The following is a 15,414-nucleotide window of genomic DNA, read 5'->3' as shown; positions in this document are numbered from 1 at the left end:
GCTCTCGCGCACACTGCCGTCGGCCGCGGAGAACCCGCTGTGGCGCTGCGGAGGCGCGGAGTCCGGGTGCGGTCGCGTGGTCCGCACAGCGGTACGGCCGGTAGGCGCCGGGCGTCCAGACGGTGGAGGGTTCCCGGGCGAGACCCCAGTAACCTGGGGCGATGCTCAAGGAAGTCAACGCCACCCGCTTCATCACGCCGTTGCGCGAGGGCGGATCGCTGCCGGGACTGGTCGAGGCCGACGACTTCGGGACGTACGTCCTGAAGTTCACCGGCGCCGGACAGGGCCGCAAGACACTGGTCGCCGAGGTGGTCTGCGGGGAACTCGCCCGCCGGCTGGGACTGCGGGTGCCCCGGCTGGTGACGATCGGACTGGATCCGGTGCTGGGGCTCGGCGAGCCCGACGAGCAGGTGCAGGAGCTGCTGCGGTCCAGCGGCGGCGCCAACCTCGGCATGGACTTCCTCTCCGGCGCTCTCGGCTTCGACCCGCTCGCCTTCCCGGTCGACGAGGAGGAGGCCGGGCGGATCGTCTGGTTCGACGCGCTGGTGAACAACGTCGACCGTTCCTGGCGCAACCCCAACCTGCTCAGGTGGCGCGGCGAGCTGTGGCTCATCGACCACGGGGCCACCATGATCTGGCACCACAACTGGCCGGGAGCCGAGGCATCCGCGGGCCGCCCGTACGACGCCTCCGACCACGCGCTAGCCCCCTTCCGGCCCGACGTCGAGGCCGCCGCGGCCCGTCTCGCGCCCCTGGTCACCGAGGAGCTGCTCGCCGAGGTGACCGCCGAGATCCCGGACGTCTGGCTGACCGGCGAGACCGGCTTCGACACGCCCGACGACCTGCGGCGGGCCTATGCGCGGCCGCTGCTCGCACGCGCCGCCGTCATCCATGAGCGCATCAACGGCATCAAGGGGGCCAAGTGAGCGACCACCACATCATCGGAGGCCGCCAGGCGGGCGGGCGGCACATCACCAGGGCGGGCCAGGGCGGTGACCGCGACGTCTTCGAGTACGCGCTGCTGCGCGTCGTCCCCCGCGTCGAGCGCGGCGAGTGCGTCAACGCCGGCGTGCTCGTCTACTGCCGTGCCAAGGCCTACGTCGGCGCCCGCACGCACCTCGACGAACCCCGGCTGCTCGCCCTCGACCCGGCCGTGGACGTGGCGGGCGTGCGGGCCGCGCTCGCGGCGGTGGAGAACGTGTGCGCCGGCGGAACCGCGGCCGGGCAGGCCGCGGGCGACGACGCCGGGCGGCGGTTCCGCTGGCTGGTCGCCCCCCGTTCCACCATCGTCCAGCCCGGCCCCGTGCACACCGGGCTCACCGCCGACCCGGCCGCCGAGACGGAGCGGTTGCTGGACCTGCTGGTGAGGTAATGGATCACATGCGCCCGGTGTGGCGTTGACACCGGGTGCCAGGGCTTCTAGCGTCACATCCACCGAAGGTACTAAGCGGTCGCTCACCGCACACCGGGTTCTCTCAAGGGCGAGGAGAAGCAGCAATGTCCACCACTGACCAGCGGGTAGCCGTCGTCACCGGCGCCGCGCGCGGCATCGGTGCCGCCACCGCCGTACGTCTGGCCGCCGAGGGCCGCGCCGTCGCAGTGATCGACCTCGACGAGGCCGCCTGCAAGGACACCGTGGAGAAGATCACCGCGGCCGGCGGCAGGGCCGTCGCGGTCGGCGCCGACGTCTCCGACGAGGCGCAGGTGGAGGCGGCGATCGCGCGCGTCGTCCAGGAGCTGGGCGCGCCGACCATCCTCGTCAACAACGCGGGCGTGCTCCGTGACAACCTGCTGTTCAAGATGAGCGCCTCGGACTGGGACACCGTCATGAACGTGCACCTGCGCGGCTCGTTCCTGATGACCAAGGCCTGCCAGAAGCACATGGTGGACGCGGGCTTCGGCCGGATCGTCAACCTCTCCTCGTCCTCCGCGCTCGGCAACCGCGGCCAGGTCAACTACTCCGCCGCCAAGGCCGGTCTGCAGGGCTTCACCAAGACCCTCGCCAAGGAGCTCGGCAAGTTCGGCATCACCGCCAACTCCGTCGCCCCCGGCTTCATCGCCACCGAGATGACCAAGGCCACCGCGGAGCGCGTGGGCATGGGCTTCGAGGACTTCAAGGCCGCGGCCGCCACCCAGATCCCCGTGCAGCGCGTCGGCGAGCCCGAGGACATCGCCAACGCCATCGCCTTCTTCACGGGGGACGCCGCGGGCTTCGTCTCCGGCCAGGTGCTGTACGTCGCCGGCGGACCGCTCAACTAGGGGAAGAAGGACATGACTTCCGTGGAACTCTCCGGCAGGGTCGCCCTCGTCACCGGCGCCAGCCGCGGCATCGGCTACGGCGTCGCCGAGGCGCTGGTGGCCCGGGGCGACCGGGTGTGCATCACCGGCCGCAACGAGGAGGCACTGAAGGAGGCCGTCGACAAGCTCGGCGCCGACCGGGTCATCGGCGTCGCGGGCAAGGCCCACGACGAGGCGCACCAGGCGGAGGCCGTCGAGCGTGTCATGGAGGCGTTCGGCCGTGTCGACTACCTGGTCAACAACGCCGGCACCAATCCGGTCTTCGGCCCGATCGCCGACCTCGACCTGAACGTGGCGCGCAAGGTCTTCGAGACCAACGTGATCTCCGCGCTCGGCTTCGCCCAGCGCACCTGGCACGCCTGGCAGAAGGAGAACGGCGGCGCGATCGTCAACATCGCCTCGATCGCGGGCCTCGCCCCCTCGCCGTTCATCGGCGCCTACGGCGTCAGCAAGGCCGCGATGATCAACCTCACCCAGCAGCTGGCGCACGAGTTCGCGCCCGGGGTGCGGGTCAACGCGATCGCTCCCGCCGTGGTGAAGACCAAGTTCGCCCAGGCCCTGTACGAGGGCCGTGAGGCGGAGGCGGCCGCGTCCTACCCGCTCGGCCGGCTCGGCGTGCCCTCCGACATCGGCGGCGCGGCGGCGTTCCTCACCTCCGGGCAGTCCGACTGGATCACCGGCCAGACGCTCGTCGTCGACGGCGGCATCTTCCTCAACGCCGGAGTCGGCTGACCGGCCCGCGGGCCGTTTCCGTTCGGCGCGGATTTCCGCGCCCCTCTTGACGGAAACGGCCCCGCCGTCGTGGCACCGAGGGTGACCGGACGGTATGACAACGTAGTCAGTCACGCGCTGATCAAGACCGCGTTCATTGCGGGTTCACCGGGCCGGGAGCCGCGGTATGGTCTGCCGACCCTTGGGACGGCGGATCGAGGAGCGTGCGCGTGTTCAACCGGAACCGAGGCCTGCGGCCGGCGGTGGTGATGGCGTCCGTCTCCCTGGTCGCCGGGTGCGGTGTCCTTTCGGACGGCGGCTCGGGCGACGAGGGACCGATCGTGGTGGGGACCACCAGCGCGCCCAGCACACTGGACCCGGCGGCCTCCTGGGACGGTTCCTGGGAGCTGTTCCGCAACATCTACCAGACGCTGCTCGCCTATCCGAACGGCGCGACCACGCCCCAGCCCGACGCCGCGGAGAGCTGCCGGTTCACGGACACGGCCAACCGCGTCTACCGCTGCCGGCTGCGCCCGGGCATGAAGTTCGCCGACGGCGACACGATGGACGCCCGCGCGGTCAAGTACTCGATCGACCGCGTCAGGAACATCAACGTCTCCGGAGGCCCCGCCGGGCTGCTCGGCAGCCTGGACCAGGTGCAGGCGTCCGGCGACCGGGACGTCGTCTTCCGGCTCAACAAGCCCGACGCCACCTTCCCGTTCGTGCTCGCCGCCCCGGCCATGTCGATCGTCGACCCCGACGACTACTCCGCCCACACCCTGCGCAAGGACGGCAAGGCCTTCGGCTCCGGCCCGTACGCCCTGAGGTCGTACGACGAGGGCAAGCGCGCCGAACTGGTCAAGAACAGCCACTACAAGGGATACGCCGACCGCAGAAACGATGCGGTGACCATCCGCTACTTCCAGGACTCCACCACCATGGTCAAGGCGCTGCGGGACGGCCGCATCGACGTGACCTACCGCGGTCTGGCCGCCGACGACGTCATCGCCCTGCAGGGCAACGCCTCGAAGAACCTGCAGATAGTCGAGGGCTCCGGCGCCGACATCAGCTACCTGGTGTTCAACCCCAAGGACCCCTGGGCCGCCAGGCCCGCCGTGCGCAAGGCCGTCGCGCAGGTCGTTGACCGGGCGGCGATCGCGCACCGGGTCTACAAGGACACCGTCGACCCGCTGTACTCCATGGTCCCCAAGGGACTGACCGGCCACACCACGGGCTTCTTCGACGACTTCGGCGACCCCAGCGCCGCCAAGGCCCGCGCGGTCCTCGCCTCGGCGGGCATCACCCAGAAGGTCCCGCTCACCCTCTGGTACACCACCGACCGCTACGGTTCCGAGACCGCCCTGGAGTTCGCGGAGCTCAAGCGGCAGCTCGAGGACTCCGGTCTGTTCACCGTCACACTGCGCGGCCGGCCGTGGAAGACGTACGTCGTGGGCTACCAGAAGGGCGAGTACCCGGTGTTCGGGCGCGGCTGGTCACCGGACTTCCCCGACGCCGACAACTTCATCGCCCCGTTCGTGGGGCAGCAGAACGCCCTCGGCACGCCCTATCCGGCTCCCGAGATCACCAAGGTGCTGTTGCCCGAGTCACGCCGTGCGGGCGATCGTGCGGCCGTGGTGAAGGAGTTCCAGCGGGCCCAGCAGATCATGGTGGACGACGCGCGGCTGCTGCCGCTGTGGCAGGGCAAGCAGTACGTGGCCGCCAGCGACGACATCGCGGGCGGCGAGCGCGCGCTCGACCCGTCGACGATCATGACGATGTGGGAGCTGTACCGCAAGACGAGCTGGTAGGCGGGGAGTTCCCGGGGGCGTGGGGGCGTTGTCAGTGGTCGCCTGTAGGTTCAGTGGCCTGGAAGTGACCGCACATCGTGAGGACGTTGACGTGACCGACACCGCCATGCTGCCCGAGTCCTGGCGCGGGGTTCTGGGCGACGAACTGCAGCAGCCCTACTTCAAGGAGCTGACCGAGTTCGTCGAGGAGGAGCGGGCGAAGGGTCCCGTCTACCCGCCGCGCGAGGAGGTCTTCGCCGCGCTGGACGCCACGCCGTACGACAAGGTGAAGGTGCTCGTCCTCGGGCAGGACCCGTACCACGGCGAGGGCCAGGGGCACGGCCTGTGCTTCTCGGTGCGGCCGGGCGTGCGGATCCCGCCGTCGCTGCGCAACATCTACAAGGAGATGCACACGGAGCTGGGCACGCCGATCCCGGACAACGGCTACCTCATGCCGTGGGCCGAGCAGGGTGTGCTGCTGCTGAACGCGGTGCTCACGGTCCGCGCCGGCGAGGCCAACTCGCACAAGGGCCGGGGCTGGGAGAAGTTCACCGACGCGGTGATCCGCGCGGTGGCCGGCCGGCCCGACCCGGCGGTCTTCGTGCTGTGGGGCAACTACGCGCAGAAGAAGCTCCCGCTGATCGACGAGACCCGGCACGTGGTGGTCAAGGGCGCCCACCCGTCGCCGCTCTCGGCCAAGAAGTTCTTCGGCTCCCGCCCCTTCACCCAGATCGACGAGGCGGTGGCCCGGCAGGGGCACGAGCCGATCGACTGGGCGATCCCGAACCTGGGCTGACGGCTGAGGCCGCGGCCGGTCACCGCCCCCCCGGGGGCCCGTACCGGTGGTGGGGCCGGCCGTCGGGCACCCGTTCGTGTCCGGGGTCGCCTGCCCCGGTTCGCCGGTGCCGGGGGCTAGCGTCGGACGGGCGGGGCGGTTCGGACGACGGCGTGGGCTGGAGGCGTGGTGGCTGAGCGGCGGGAACAGGCGGCGCCGGACGTGATGACGCGCATCGGGCAGGGTTTCCTGCTGCACCACGCGGGGGACCGGGAGGAGGCCCGGCTGCGGTTGCTCGATCTGTGGCACGAGATCGGCGCGGACGGCGATCCGCTGCACCGCTGTACGCTCGCCCACTATCTGGCCGGCACCCAGGACGACCCGGTGGACGAACTGGCCTGGCACCTCAGGGCGCTCTCGGCCGCGCAGGAGCTCACCGACGGCGGGCCGACGGCGCACCACGGCGCGTCTGCGGCCCGCGCCCTCTATCCCCGCCTCCAGCTGAACCTCGCCGCCGACTACGTGAAACTGGGCCGATCAGAGGCGGCCCGCACCCACCTCCGCCGGGCCCGCGGCGCGGCCGCCGCCCTGGCCGAGGACAGCTACGGCGACGGGGTCCGCGCCGAGATCCACCGGATGGAACTGCGGCTGGGCGAGGCCGGCCCGGGTTCCACCGGGGAGCCGGGGCCGCGCCGCCGGTCCTAGAGGGCCCGTCATCGCGTTCCCGTCCGGTCGTCATTCCCGTCGTCGCCCGAAGCGCGGAGCGCCGGGCGGAAGTGCTCGTACCGGACGCACTCGGGCTTTCCGCCCGGTGCCGCGAGCGGGGGCCCCGCCCGAAGGCTCGGGGGAGTGTGGGAACGTGCCAGGCGTCGCGCGGCCGCTGCCCTGGCCGCCGGACTGGGACCCGGTCACGGCATCGGTCACGGCCGGCTGACCGGAGGCTGTCCGCCGGGCGCGCCGCGCGGGCGGACCGGGTGTCTCAACGGCTGTACGCCTGCCCGCAGATCCTCGCCTGGGGGCTGTCCGCCGCCCAGTGGCCGTACTCCCTGCCGAGGGCGCAGACGTCCGCGTTCCCCGGTGCCGGGTGTCCGAGGTCGGGGACGTCGGTGTGCGGCGCACGGGGTGGGCGCTGGTGCCGGGGCGTCGGGTGCCGGGGCGTCGGGTGTTCCGGGCGACGACCGGGGGAGTGCGAGGGCGGTGGCAGGCGCCGTTGCGGGGCCGGCGCCTGGGCGGACGGGTGCTTGGCCGGGGCCGGTGAGCCGGACGGGCCGACGCGTTCCAGCGCTTCCCGGGCCGGGGCCTGGACGGCTCCGGGCCCGGCGTTGCCGTCCGGGTGGGCGGCCGGCGGCCGGGCGGGAGCGGCCGCCGGGCCGGACGCGGGTGGCCGCTGGACCGTGACACAGCCGGTGAGGGCCGAGACCGCCACGGTGACCAGGAGGGTTGCGGTGGTCGTCGTTCGATGCATCCACGCAACTCTGCTGGCTCGGGGCCGCCCGTGGACGGCGCACCGGCGGATGATGCCCCGCACGGGTGATCTCCCACCCCGTACGGAGTGCGTGGAAGGGCCCCGGGGTGACGCCGCGCGGCCCGCGGAGCCGGAGGCCCCGCACGGACCCGACGGCGCTCGTGGCGGGGGGCCCTCAGTCCCCGGCCGCCCCGTCGATGCGCTCGCGGATCAGGTCGGCGTGGCCGTTGTGGCGGGCGTACTCCTCGATCATGTGGGTGTAGATCCACCGCAGGTTGAACGGCTCGCCGGTGGACCGGCCCAGGCCCTTGGACAGGTCGTCCAGACCGAACCCGGCGGCGCTGCGGCGCGCGGCCTCGATCTCGGCCTGCCAGGTGGCACGGGCCTCGGCCCAGGTGTCGCTCGCGGTGACGTGGAAGTCGCCGTCCCGGTCCTCCTCGGTGTAATAGATCGGCTCCACGTCCTCCCCCAGCAGTACCCTGCGGAACCAGCCCCGCTCGACCTCCGCCATGTGCCGTACCAGCCCCATCAGGGACAGCTCGGACGGCTCCGCGGCGGCGGTGCGCAACTGCTCGTCGGTCAGGCCCTCGCACTTCCAGGCCAGCGTCTGCCGGTGGTAGTCCAGCCAGCCTTCCAGCATGGTGCGTTCGTCGGCGTTCTGGGCGGGCTCTCGGCGCTCGTTCGTCATGCCGAGAGTCTGGCCCGGCCAGGGCCCGTCACACCATTCGTTTTCCGCCCCCGGGCCCGTCACACCGTTTGTTCGTCCTTGCGCCCCGGGCCCCTCCGACGGCTCTCGCGGCCCGGCCCGCACCTGGACCGGTCCCCGCGTCCGGGCGTGGAAGGTCCATGCCGAACCGGACGCCGCCGACCCGGTCGTCCGTCCGCCAGGGCGACCGGGCGACCGGGGACGGGACGCGTCGGCCGCGGAGCCGCAGGACCGCCGCGTCGAAGCGGGACACGGCGCGCGACCGCACCCGGCCGCCGTGTCGGAGGCGGCGATCACCGCGGTTCCCCAGGGCCCCGTCGGAACTCCTGCGGCCGGGGTTCGACGGCACCGCCGGCCTGCGGTCTCCGCGGCGGCCGTATGCTGCCGTGCGGACAGGCGCGGACGAGCGGTGAGGGAGAGCACGTGAAGGTCGGCTGCATCGGACTGGGCGACATCGCGCGGAAGGCGTACCTGCCGGTCCTCGGCACGCGGCCCGGGATCGAGCTGCACCTGCAGACCCGGACGCCCGCGACGCTGCGACAGGTCGCCGACGGCCTGCGCCTGCCCGCCGCGCAGCGTCACGCGGACCTCGACTCCCTCCTCGGCGCGGGTCTGGACGCCGCCTTCGTGCACGCGCCCACCGCCGTCCACCCCGAGATCGTCACCCGGCTCCTGGAGGCGGGCGTGCCGACCTACGTCGACAAGCCGCTCGCCTACGACCTCGACGCCTCCGAGCGCCTGGTCGCGCTCGCCGAGCGGCGCGACGTCGCGCTCATGGTCGGGTTCAACCGCCGGTACGCCCCCGGGTACGCGCAGTGCGCCGAGCACCCGCGCGAGCTGATCCTGATGCAGAAGAACCGCGTCGGGCTGCCCGAGGAGCCCCGCGCGATGATCCTCGACGACTTCATCCACGTCGTGGACACGCTGCGGTTCCTGGTGCCGGGCCCGGTCGACGACATCACCGTGCGCGGCCGGATGCGGGACGGGCTGCTGCACCACGTGGTGCTCCAGCTCGCCGGCGACGGGTTCACCGCGCTCGGCGTGATGAACCGGCTCAGCGGCTCGACCGAGGAGATCCTCGAGGTGTCCGGGCAGGACACCAAGCGCCAGGTGCTCAACCTCGCCGAGACGGTCGACCACAAGGGCCAGCCGACCGTGCGGCGCCGCGGTGACTGGGTGCCGGTGGCCCGGCAGCGCGGGATCGAACAGGCCGTGCTGTACTTCCTCGACGCGGTGCGGGCCGGGAAGGTGCTCAGTGCCCGTGACGCGCTGGAGACTCACGAACTGTGCGAGCGGGTGGTGCGGACGGTACTGGAGGGCTCCGGCGCGGCCTGAGCGCCCGCACGCCCTCCGTCACGCCCAGCGCGGCCAGCACCAGCAGCGCCGCGTGCACCGGCCAGTCGCCGATACGGACGTACGGGGTGAGGCCGCGCGCGGTCGGCACGTCGTACACCCGCGCCGCGCCGGCGTCCGTGCCGAGCCAGGGTCCGACGCGCCGCCCGTCGGGACCGTAGACGGCGGAGACACCGGTGAGCGTGGCGTGCACCATGGGCCGCCCGGTCTCGGCGGCGCGCAGCGCGGCGAGCGAGGCGTGCTGCGCGGGGGCCCAGCTGTGCTGGAAGGTGGCGGTCGACGACTGCGCGAGCAGCACCTCGGCGCCGTCCCGCGCGAGGTGCCGGCTCATGTCGGGGAACGCGGTCTCGAAGCACACCAGAGGGCCGACGCGCAGGCCGTGGCCGACGTCCATCACCACCTGCCGGGTGCCCCGCCCGCGGTCCTCGCCGGCGGCCTTGCCGACGGACGTGGCCCAGCCGAGCAGGGAACGGGCCGGGACGTACTCGCCGAACGGAACGAGCCGCATCTTGTCGTAGCGGGCGCCGGTCGGACCGTGCGGCCCGACCAGCACGGAACTCTTGTAGATACCGGGCCGGTCCGAGCGCCGGGCGTCCACGTTGACCAGCACGTCGGCGCCGGTGGCACGGGAGAGGGCGGCGATCCGCCGGGCCAGATCCGGCCGGTCGGTCAGGTCGAAGCCGACACTGCTCTCGCCCCAGACGACGAGGTCGACACGCTGCCCCGCCAGGGCGCGGGTCATCTGCTCCTCACGGTCGAAACGCCGCTGCCCGCTGTCGGCGCCGCCGACCGTCCCCGGCTGGACGACGGCTATCCGGACCCGGCCGTCGACCTCCGGGCGCGGCGCCCACGCCCAGACGGCACAACCCGCCGCGGCCACTGCGAGGAGACCGGCCAGGGCGGACGCCCGCACCGTCCGTACCGCGACGAGCACGGCGACGGCGACGTTGACGCCCACCAGCAGGAAGCTCAGCAGCCACACCCCGCCGACCGACGCCAGCCGCAGCGCCGGCGCCACCTGCCACTGGCTGGCGCCGAGCATGCCCCACGGTCCGCCCAGCCCCTGCCAGGAGCGGACCAGTTCGACCGCCAGCCAGCCCGACGGCAGCACCACGAGGGCGGCGGCCCCCCGCCCCGGCGAGGACACCCCGCCCAGGAAGCGCCGCACCAGCCATCCCCACGGCGCCCACAGCAGGCCCAGCAGTGCCGCGAGCACCACCGTGAACACATGCAGGCTGGGCAGCAGCCAGTGGTGCACGGCCAGCATGAAACCCAGCCCCCCGCACCAGCCGTCGTACGCGGCCCGCTTCCCGGTCGGAGCGGAGCGGGCGAGCAGGATCCACGGCACCAGGGCGACGTAGGCGAACCACCACAGCGACGGCGCGGGGAAGGCGAACACGGGCAGCGCCCCCGCGAGCGCGGCGAGCACCGAACGCCGCCACGGGGAGGCGAGCCAGCGGCCGAACGTCTTCATAGGGCGCCCTCCTACCCCTGGTCGGCTGCGGCTACCCGGCGGACGGCTCCAGTGTGCGCGTGGGCACCGCTTTCCGGACATGCTGCCCGCGCCGCGCGGAACGCGCCGGACGGGGGGCGCTCGACGGCCCGAGGAGCGGGCCGCGGCCGGACCCCGGGCCGGCGGTACGCCGGGCGCGACCGGTGCCGCGGGCCGGGCGGTGCGTCGCAGCCGGTGCGGCGCCCGCGGGCGCCGCACCGGCCCCGCCTACGAGTGGCCCGGGTCCTGGGAACGGTGCCGAGCGCCGAGTTCCCGAGCGGCGCGCCACCGCGACCGGGTCTGCTCGACCACGCTGTCCCACTGACGGCGGACCTCGTTGTCGGAGGGACGATGGCCCTGACGGATCCGGGTCAGCTCGTCATGGACCTCCCGTCCCAGTGCCGCCGAGGCGACGATGACGAGCATGGCGCTGAAGAGGGCCGAGATCAGCGCGAAGACCGCACCGATCGATCCGTAGCGCTCGGCGGAGGAGTTGAACACGCGCGGCAGGTAGACGCCCGCCCCCACCGAATAGGCCGCGGTCAGCAGGGCCGCGACGACGCCGAAGGGGAGCAGGCCGCGCGCGGTGACGCGCTTGGCGGACAGCAGCCGACCGGTCCAGACCAGGAACACCCCGGTCAGCGGTACCTCGCACACCGTGGCCGCCAGGTGGAGCCGCCCGCCGCCCAGCAGCGTCTGGAGCCAGCCGGTGACCGCCAGATAGCCGCCGAGAGCCAGGATCCACCACAGGCCGTTGCGTGTGTTGCGGACGCTGAGCGGATCGAGTTCCCAGGTCTGTTCGATCAGGCGCTGCGCGGCTCGTGCGAAGCTGAGCAAGGAGATCACCAGGAACAGCGCGCCGACGACGCCCACGCTCGCACTGGTGCCCGCTGCCGGGGAGAACAGGGACGTGACCGCCTCGGCGCCCGGCCCGGTGAGGTCGTAGTGCCTGATGATCCGGTCCGCGGCGTCGTGGCTCACGAGACTGCCCAGCACGGCGCCGCCGAGGATCAGCAGCGGGACCAGTGCGGTCAGGGCGCTCGACGCCAGGGCCATCGAGCGATCGAAGCCCACGATCTTCTGGAACCGGTTGACGACCCTCAACGCGAAGGCGGGCCGCAGCCAGAACGTCAGCGTTCCGACGACGCGCTCACGACTGATACCCGCCGTCCTGACCTCCGTGAAGACCGGAAACCCCGTGCCGGGGCGAGCTTAGCGGGCCGGCACGGTGGGCACGGCGTGACACGGGGCGCCGACGTCGATCGAATGACTGAGCGATTGATCGTCGCGTGGCTCGCCACCCGTGGTGCCGGTGCGCAGCGGGGTGTGCGCGGTGCGCCCCGGGGCAGCGGCACCCGCTCCACGCATTGCTCCGTACGGGTGACCTGGGACGGGCCGTCGCCCTGCTGCCCGACGGGCGGCCCCGTGCGGGCGAGGTGCTCCCGCTCCGGCGGGCCTAGGCTGATCGGACGGGGCTCGCCGCGCGGCACGGCGGGAGTGCGGCGCAGACGCATGGAGGTCCGCATGAAACGTCTCGTGACAGTCGTCACCGGCGGCAGCCGGGGCATCGGCGCCGCGATCTGCCGGCGGCTGGCGGCCGACGGGCATGACGTCGTGATCGGGTACGTCCACGACACAGAGGCGGCCGAGGCCGTGGCCGACGAGGTGCTCGAGGCCGGGGCGCGCAGCGTCACCGTACGGATGGACACCTCCGTGGAGGCGGACGTCGAACGGCTCTTCGCCGCCGCGGAGGAGCGGCTCGGACCGGTGACGGGGCTGGTGAACAACGCCGGGGTGACCGGAGCGCTGGGCCGCCTCGCCGACACCGCGACCGCCGACCTGCGCCGGGTCGTGGACGTCAATCTCCTCGGTACGCTGCTGTGTTCGCGGCGCGCCGCACAGCTCATGGCCCCCCGGGGAAGTGGCGTGATCGTGAACATGTCGTCCGCGGCGGCCACGCTCGGCAGTCCCGGCGAGTTCGTCCACTACGCGGCGACGAAGGCCGCCGTCGACACCCTGACCATGGGGCTGGCCAAGGAACTGGGCCCGGACGGCATCCGCGTCAACGCGGTCGCGCCCGGCATGATCGAGACCGAGATGCACGCGGAGATGGGCGACCCGGACCGGACCCGGCGCGCCGCCGACGTCATCCCGCTGCGCAGGGCCGGGCGGGCCGAGGAGGTCGCCGCGGCCGTCGCCTGGCTGATGTCGCCGGACGCGTCCTACGCGTCGGGGGCGGTGCTGCGGGTGTCGGGCGGGCGCTGAGCGCGTCGGCGGGTGCGTGGGCGGGCCGGGCAGACGTCCGGTGCGTGTGCGGGGGCGGGGCGCCCGCCGGGCAGGCGTTCAAAGGCTCCGCCGGGTTCTTCGGCGCCTGCGCGCTGTTCCCCGGCGCCTGGGCGGACTCTTCGGCGGCCGGGCGAGGGTCGAGGCGCCGGGCGGGCCTCCGGCGGTCCGGGTGGGTGCCGGCGTGCCGGTCGAGCGCCCGGACTTTCCGGCGGTGGGCCTCAGGCGGCGGCCTTGACCACCCCGCCCCGGATGGCGGCGGCCCACTCGACCACCAGCAGTTCGTACTCCGCGCGCTCCTGGGCCGACAGGGACCCGCCGGAGCGCAGCCAGAGCGCCCGGATCTGCTCGTTCAGCTCGGCCGCGGACCGCACGGAACCAAGGGTCATGGAATCGGGGGACATGGCCCAAGCCTAGGGGCAAGCACTGACGCTGCGCTACCGGACGGCTACTCGAACCGTATGGACTCGGTCACCCGGGCCGCGTCCGACCGGTCGGACGCCGGGACGGAGCCGTCCGGCCGTCCGGTTCACTCCGCGGGCTCGGCCGCGTGCGGGCTGAGCACACCGGCCGTGACCAGCCCGATGATGACGATCCCGAGCGCGATCCGGTACCACACGAACGGCATGAAGCTCTTGGTCGAGATGTACTTCATGAACCAGGCGATGACGGCGTACCCGGAGGCGAAGGCGACCAGCGTCGCGAAGAGCGTCGGCCCCCACGCCACCTGGCCGCTCGCCATCGCGTCCTTCAACTCGAAGGCGCCGGAGGCCAGTACGGCGGGGACGGCCAGCAGGAAGGAGTAGCGGGCCGCCGCCTCGCGCCGGTAGCCCATGAACAGCCCGCCGCTGATGGTGGCGCCGGACCGGGAGACACCGGGGACGAGGGCCAGTGCCTGGCAACAGCCGTAGACCAGGCCGTCCTTGACGCCGAGGTCCGACAGGTCCTTGCGCTGTTTCGGGGCCCGGTGCCGGCCACCCTTCTCGTCGCGCGCCGCGAGCCGGTCCGCGACGCCGATGACCACGCCGATCAGGACGAGCATCGCCGCGGTGACCCGCAGGTCGCGGAACGGCCCCTCGATCTGGTCCTTGAGCGTCAGGCCGAGCACGCCGATGGGTATCGAGCCGACGATCACCAGCCAGCCCGTGCGGGCGTCCGGGTCCTGGCGCATCGACCTGTCGACGAGCGAGCGCGACCAGGCGGCGAGGATCCGGCCGATGTCCTTGCGGAAGTAGATCAGTACGGCCGCCTCGGTGCCGATCTGGGTGATCGCGGTGAAGGCCGCGCCCGGATCCCGCCAGCCGGAGAAGGCGGCCGTCAGCCGCAGATGCGCGCTGGAGGACACGGGGAGGAACTCGGTCAGTCCCTGGACGAGTCCGAGGACGAGGGATTCAAGCCAGGTCATGGAGGAAGGGAGCCCCTGTGCCGGTCGGGAACGGGCGGCGGACGCCCCGGACCGTCCTGTGCGGTGATCCGGTGCGCGCGGGGGCAGCGTAACGCCTGGAGATGACCAGAACCCTACCGGGAGTTTGCTTCCTCTTTACTTCGAGGGGGCCGGGGCGGGATTCGGAGCGCCGCCGTCCCTCAACGGGCGCGCAGATGGTGGCGTTTGCGCCAGGTGACCGCCGCGGCCACCAGGGCCGGTACGGCGATGCAGGCCATCGCGATCAGGAAGGCCGGTGAGGTGGGCGCGGCGGCGCGGGAGCCGGCGACGACGTAGGCGGCGGTGTTCGGGACCGAGCCGATCGCCGTGGCCAGCAGGAAAGCGGGCCATCCCATGCGGGAGACGGCGGCACAGTAGTTCGCGGCCCAGAACGGCACCCCGGGGAACAGCCGTGCCGCCAGCATCGACCGGAAGCCGTGCCGGCTGAGCTGTCCGTCCGCCGCCTTCAGCAGTCGGCCGCGCAGCAGCGGACGCAACGCGTCCTGGCCCAGCACCCGGCCCAGACCGAAGGAGACCCCGGCGCCCAGCACCGTACCGGCCAGTGCCGCCGCGAGCCCCGACTGGGAGCCGAACAGCGCGCCCGCGGCGAGGTTCAGCAGCGGCCGGGGCAGGAACGCCACCGCGCACAGGCCGTAGGCCACCGCGAACACCACCGCCGCCGCGGCCCCGCCGAGTTGCGGCGGCCAGCCGTGCGTCAGCAGCCGCTGCGGCTGGAAGAGCAGCACGGAGGTGCCGGCCGCCGCGAGCAGGACGAGCAGCAGGGACAGACGCGACCAGGGGGACAGCAGCGTTCTCGCGCACCGGGAGGCGAGCCCCGTCGACGCGGCGGACGAGGCGGCGGCGGTCGCGTCGCGAGCCGCGGAAGCCGGTGCGCCGGACACGGTGGCCGGGGCCGGCCCGGCCGGGGCGGCGACGGCGGGCTCCGTGGCGGTGGCCCGGGGAGAGGCCGTGGCGGTGCCCCCAGAGCGGGTGGTGGCATCGAGCATCTTGTGACACTAACCGACAGATATGTCTGATCGCCGTACGGTTCGTCTCATGAGTGTCACAGACGAGGGCGCTCACGCCGGTCCGAACGCCCCGGCTCCCGGCCCCGAACGCCC

16 protein-coding genes are annotated in these 15,414 nt (G+C 73.1%); 9 read left to right on the top strand and 7 right to left on the bottom strand.

What is annotated here, in order from left to right:
• Positions 1-161 precede the first annotated feature (161 nt).
• From ACF061_RS32025 to ACF061_RS31995, 7 genes are all read left to right on the top strand, one after another.
• Positions 162-926 carry a HipA family kinase gene (locus tag ACF061_RS32025; RefSeq protein WP_392270497.1) on the top strand — a complete coding sequence of 255 codons (765 nt, stop codon included), beginning with the start codon at positions 162-164 and terminating at the stop codon, positions 924-926.
• Positions 927-970: 44 nt separating this feature from the next.
• Positions 971-1,372: a DUF3037 domain-containing protein gene (locus ACF061_RS32020; RefSeq protein ID WP_392270530.1), complete on the top strand. Its 402-nt coding sequence runs from the start codon at positions 971-973 to the stop codon at positions 1,370-1,372.
• Between the two features lie 125 nt (positions 1,373-1,497).
• Positions 1,498-2,259 carry a 3-oxoacyl-ACP reductase FabG gene (gene fabG, locus ACF061_RS32015; protein ID WP_392270496.1) on the top strand — a complete coding sequence of 254 codons (762 nt, stop codon included), beginning with the start codon at positions 1,498-1,500 and terminating at the stop codon, positions 2,257-2,259.
• A gap of 12 nt (positions 2,260-2,271) precedes the next feature.
• A complete protein-coding gene (locus ACF061_RS32010) occupies positions 2,272-3,030 on the top strand; it encodes an SDR family oxidoreductase (RefSeq protein ID WP_392270495.1) in 759 nt (252 codons plus the stop codon).
• 209 nt (positions 3,031-3,239) lie between these two features.
• The gene (locus ACF061_RS32005; protein WP_392270494.1) at positions 3,240-4,817 is read left to right on the top strand and encodes an ABC transporter substrate-binding protein; all 1,578 of its coding nucleotides are present in this window, start codon (positions 3,240-3,242) and stop codon (positions 4,815-4,817) included.
• A gap of 91 nt (positions 4,818-4,908) precedes the next feature.
• Positions 4,909-5,592, top strand: coding sequence for a uracil-DNA glycosylase (ung, locus tag ACF061_RS32000; protein ID WP_392270493.1), 684 nt, complete (start codon positions 4,909-4,911; stop codon positions 5,590-5,592).
• A 168-nt stretch (positions 5,593-5,760) separates the two neighbouring features.
• Positions 5,761-6,276, top strand: a complete 516-nt coding sequence (locus ACF061_RS31995; protein WP_392270492.1) for a hypothetical protein — start codon at positions 5,761-5,763, stop codon at positions 6,274-6,276.
• A gap of 274 nt (positions 6,277-6,550) precedes the next feature.
• Here the strand turns inward: ACF061_RS31995 and ACF061_RS31990 are convergent, their stop codons facing one another.
• Together ACF061_RS31990 and ACF061_RS31985 are read right to left on the bottom strand one after the other, a co-directional pair.
• Positions 6,551-7,036, bottom strand: a complete 486-nt coding sequence (locus ACF061_RS31990) for a hypothetical protein (protein WP_392270491.1) — start codon at positions 7,034-7,036, stop codon at positions 6,551-6,553.
• A gap of 175 nt (positions 7,037-7,211) precedes the next feature.
• On the bottom strand, positions 7,212-7,724 hold the full coding sequence (locus ACF061_RS31985; RefSeq protein WP_392270490.1) for a DinB family protein: 513 nt from the start codon (positions 7,722-7,724) through the stop codon (positions 7,212-7,214).
• Between the two features lie 441 nt (positions 7,725-8,165).
• On the opposite strand from ACF061_RS31985, the gene ACF061_RS31980 reads away from it, so the two are divergent.
• Positions 8,166-9,077, top strand: coding sequence for a Gfo/Idh/MocA family protein (locus ACF061_RS31980; protein ID WP_392270489.1), 912 nt, complete (start codon positions 8,166-8,168; stop codon positions 9,075-9,077).
• Here the strand turns inward: ACF061_RS31980 and lnt are convergent.
• Positions 8,995-10,569: an apolipoprotein N-acyltransferase gene (gene lnt / locus ACF061_RS31975; RefSeq protein WP_392270488.1), complete on the bottom strand. Its 1,575-nt coding sequence runs from the start codon at positions 10,567-10,569 to the stop codon at positions 8,995-8,997. The two genes, ACF061_RS31980 and lnt, sit on opposite strands and share 83 nt — an antisense overlap.
• Positions 10,570-10,815: 246 nt before the next feature.
• Complete coding sequence (locus ACF061_RS31970; protein ID WP_392270487.1) at positions 10,816-11,643, bottom strand: YhjD/YihY/BrkB family envelope integrity protein; 828 nt, start codon at positions 11,641-11,643, stop codon at positions 10,816-10,818.
• A gap of 468 nt (positions 11,644-12,111) precedes the next feature.
• Between ACF061_RS31970 and ACF061_RS31965 the strand changes: the two genes are divergently transcribed.
• Positions 12,112-12,852: an SDR family NAD(P)-dependent oxidoreductase gene (locus tag ACF061_RS31965; protein ID WP_392270486.1), complete on the top strand. Its 741-nt coding sequence runs from the start codon at positions 12,112-12,114 to the stop codon at positions 12,850-12,852.
• Positions 12,853-13,091: 239 nt separating this feature from the next.
• Here the strand turns inward: ACF061_RS31965 and ACF061_RS31960 are convergent, their stop codons facing one another.
• From ACF061_RS31960 to ACF061_RS31950, 3 genes are all read right to left on the bottom strand, one after another.
• Positions 13,092-13,274, bottom strand: a complete 183-nt coding sequence (locus ACF061_RS31960; protein ID WP_392270485.1) for a hypothetical protein — start codon at positions 13,272-13,274, stop codon at positions 13,092-13,094.
• A 125-nt stretch (positions 13,275-13,399) separates the two neighbouring features.
• The gene (locus tag ACF061_RS31955; RefSeq protein WP_392270484.1) at positions 13,400-14,275 is read right to left on the bottom strand and encodes an undecaprenyl-diphosphate phosphatase; all 876 of its coding nucleotides are present in this window, start codon (positions 14,273-14,275) and stop codon (positions 13,400-13,402) included.
• A gap of 179 nt (positions 14,276-14,454) precedes the next feature.
• Positions 14,455-15,300: a TVP38/TMEM64 family protein gene (locus tag ACF061_RS31950; RefSeq protein WP_392270483.1), complete on the bottom strand. Its 846-nt coding sequence runs from the start codon at positions 15,298-15,300 to the stop codon at positions 14,455-14,457.
• Positions 15,301-15,414: the final 114 nt, after the last annotated feature.

This window comes from Streptomyces sp. NPDC015220 (assembly GCF_043079345.1).
Taxonomy (GTDB): Bacteria; Actinomycetota; Actinomycetes; order Streptomycetales; family Streptomycetaceae; genus Streptomyces.
This window is presented reverse-complemented; position numbering and strand designations above follow the sequence as displayed.

Coding starts and splice junctions, on each gene's coding strand:
- ACF061_RS31950 (WP_392270483.1), bottom strand. CDS start 15,300: ATGCTCGATGCCACCACCCGCTCTGGGGGCACCGCCACGGCCTCTCCC.
- ACF061_RS31985 (WP_392270490.1), bottom strand. CDS start 7,724: ATGACGAACGAGCGCCGAGAGCCCGCCCAGAACGCCGACGAACGCACC.
- ACF061_RS31960 (WP_392270485.1), bottom strand. CDS start 13,274: ATGTCCCCCGATTCCATGACCCTTGGTTCCGTGCGGTCCGCGGCCGAG.
- ACF061_RS31965 (WP_392270486.1), top strand. CDS start 12,112: ATGAAACGTCTCGTGACAGTCGTCACCGGCGGCAGCCGGGGCATCGGC.
- ACF061_RS31990 (WP_392270491.1), bottom strand. CDS start 7,036: ATGCATCGAACGACGACCACCGCAACCCTCCTGGTCACCGTGGCGGTC.
- ACF061_RS32010 (WP_392270495.1), top strand. CDS start 2,272: ATGACTTCCGTGGAACTCTCCGGCAGGGTCGCCCTCGTCACCGGCGCC.
- ACF061_RS31970 (WP_392270487.1), bottom strand. CDS start 11,643: ATGGCCCTGGCGTCGAGCGCCCTGACCGCACTGGTCCCGCTGCTGATC.
- lnt (WP_392270488.1), bottom strand. CDS start 10,569: ATGAAGACGTTCGGCCGCTGGCTCGCCTCCCCGTGGCGGCGTTCGGTG.
- fabG (WP_392270496.1), top strand. CDS start 1,498: ATGTCCACCACTGACCAGCGGGTAGCCGTCGTCACCGGCGCCGCGCGC.
- ACF061_RS31955 (WP_392270484.1), bottom strand. CDS start 14,275: ATGACCTGGCTTGAATCCCTCGTCCTCGGACTCGTCCAGGGACTGACC.
- ACF061_RS32025 (WP_392270497.1), top strand. CDS start 162: ATGCTCAAGGAAGTCAACGCCACCCGCTTCATCACGCCGTTGCGCGAG.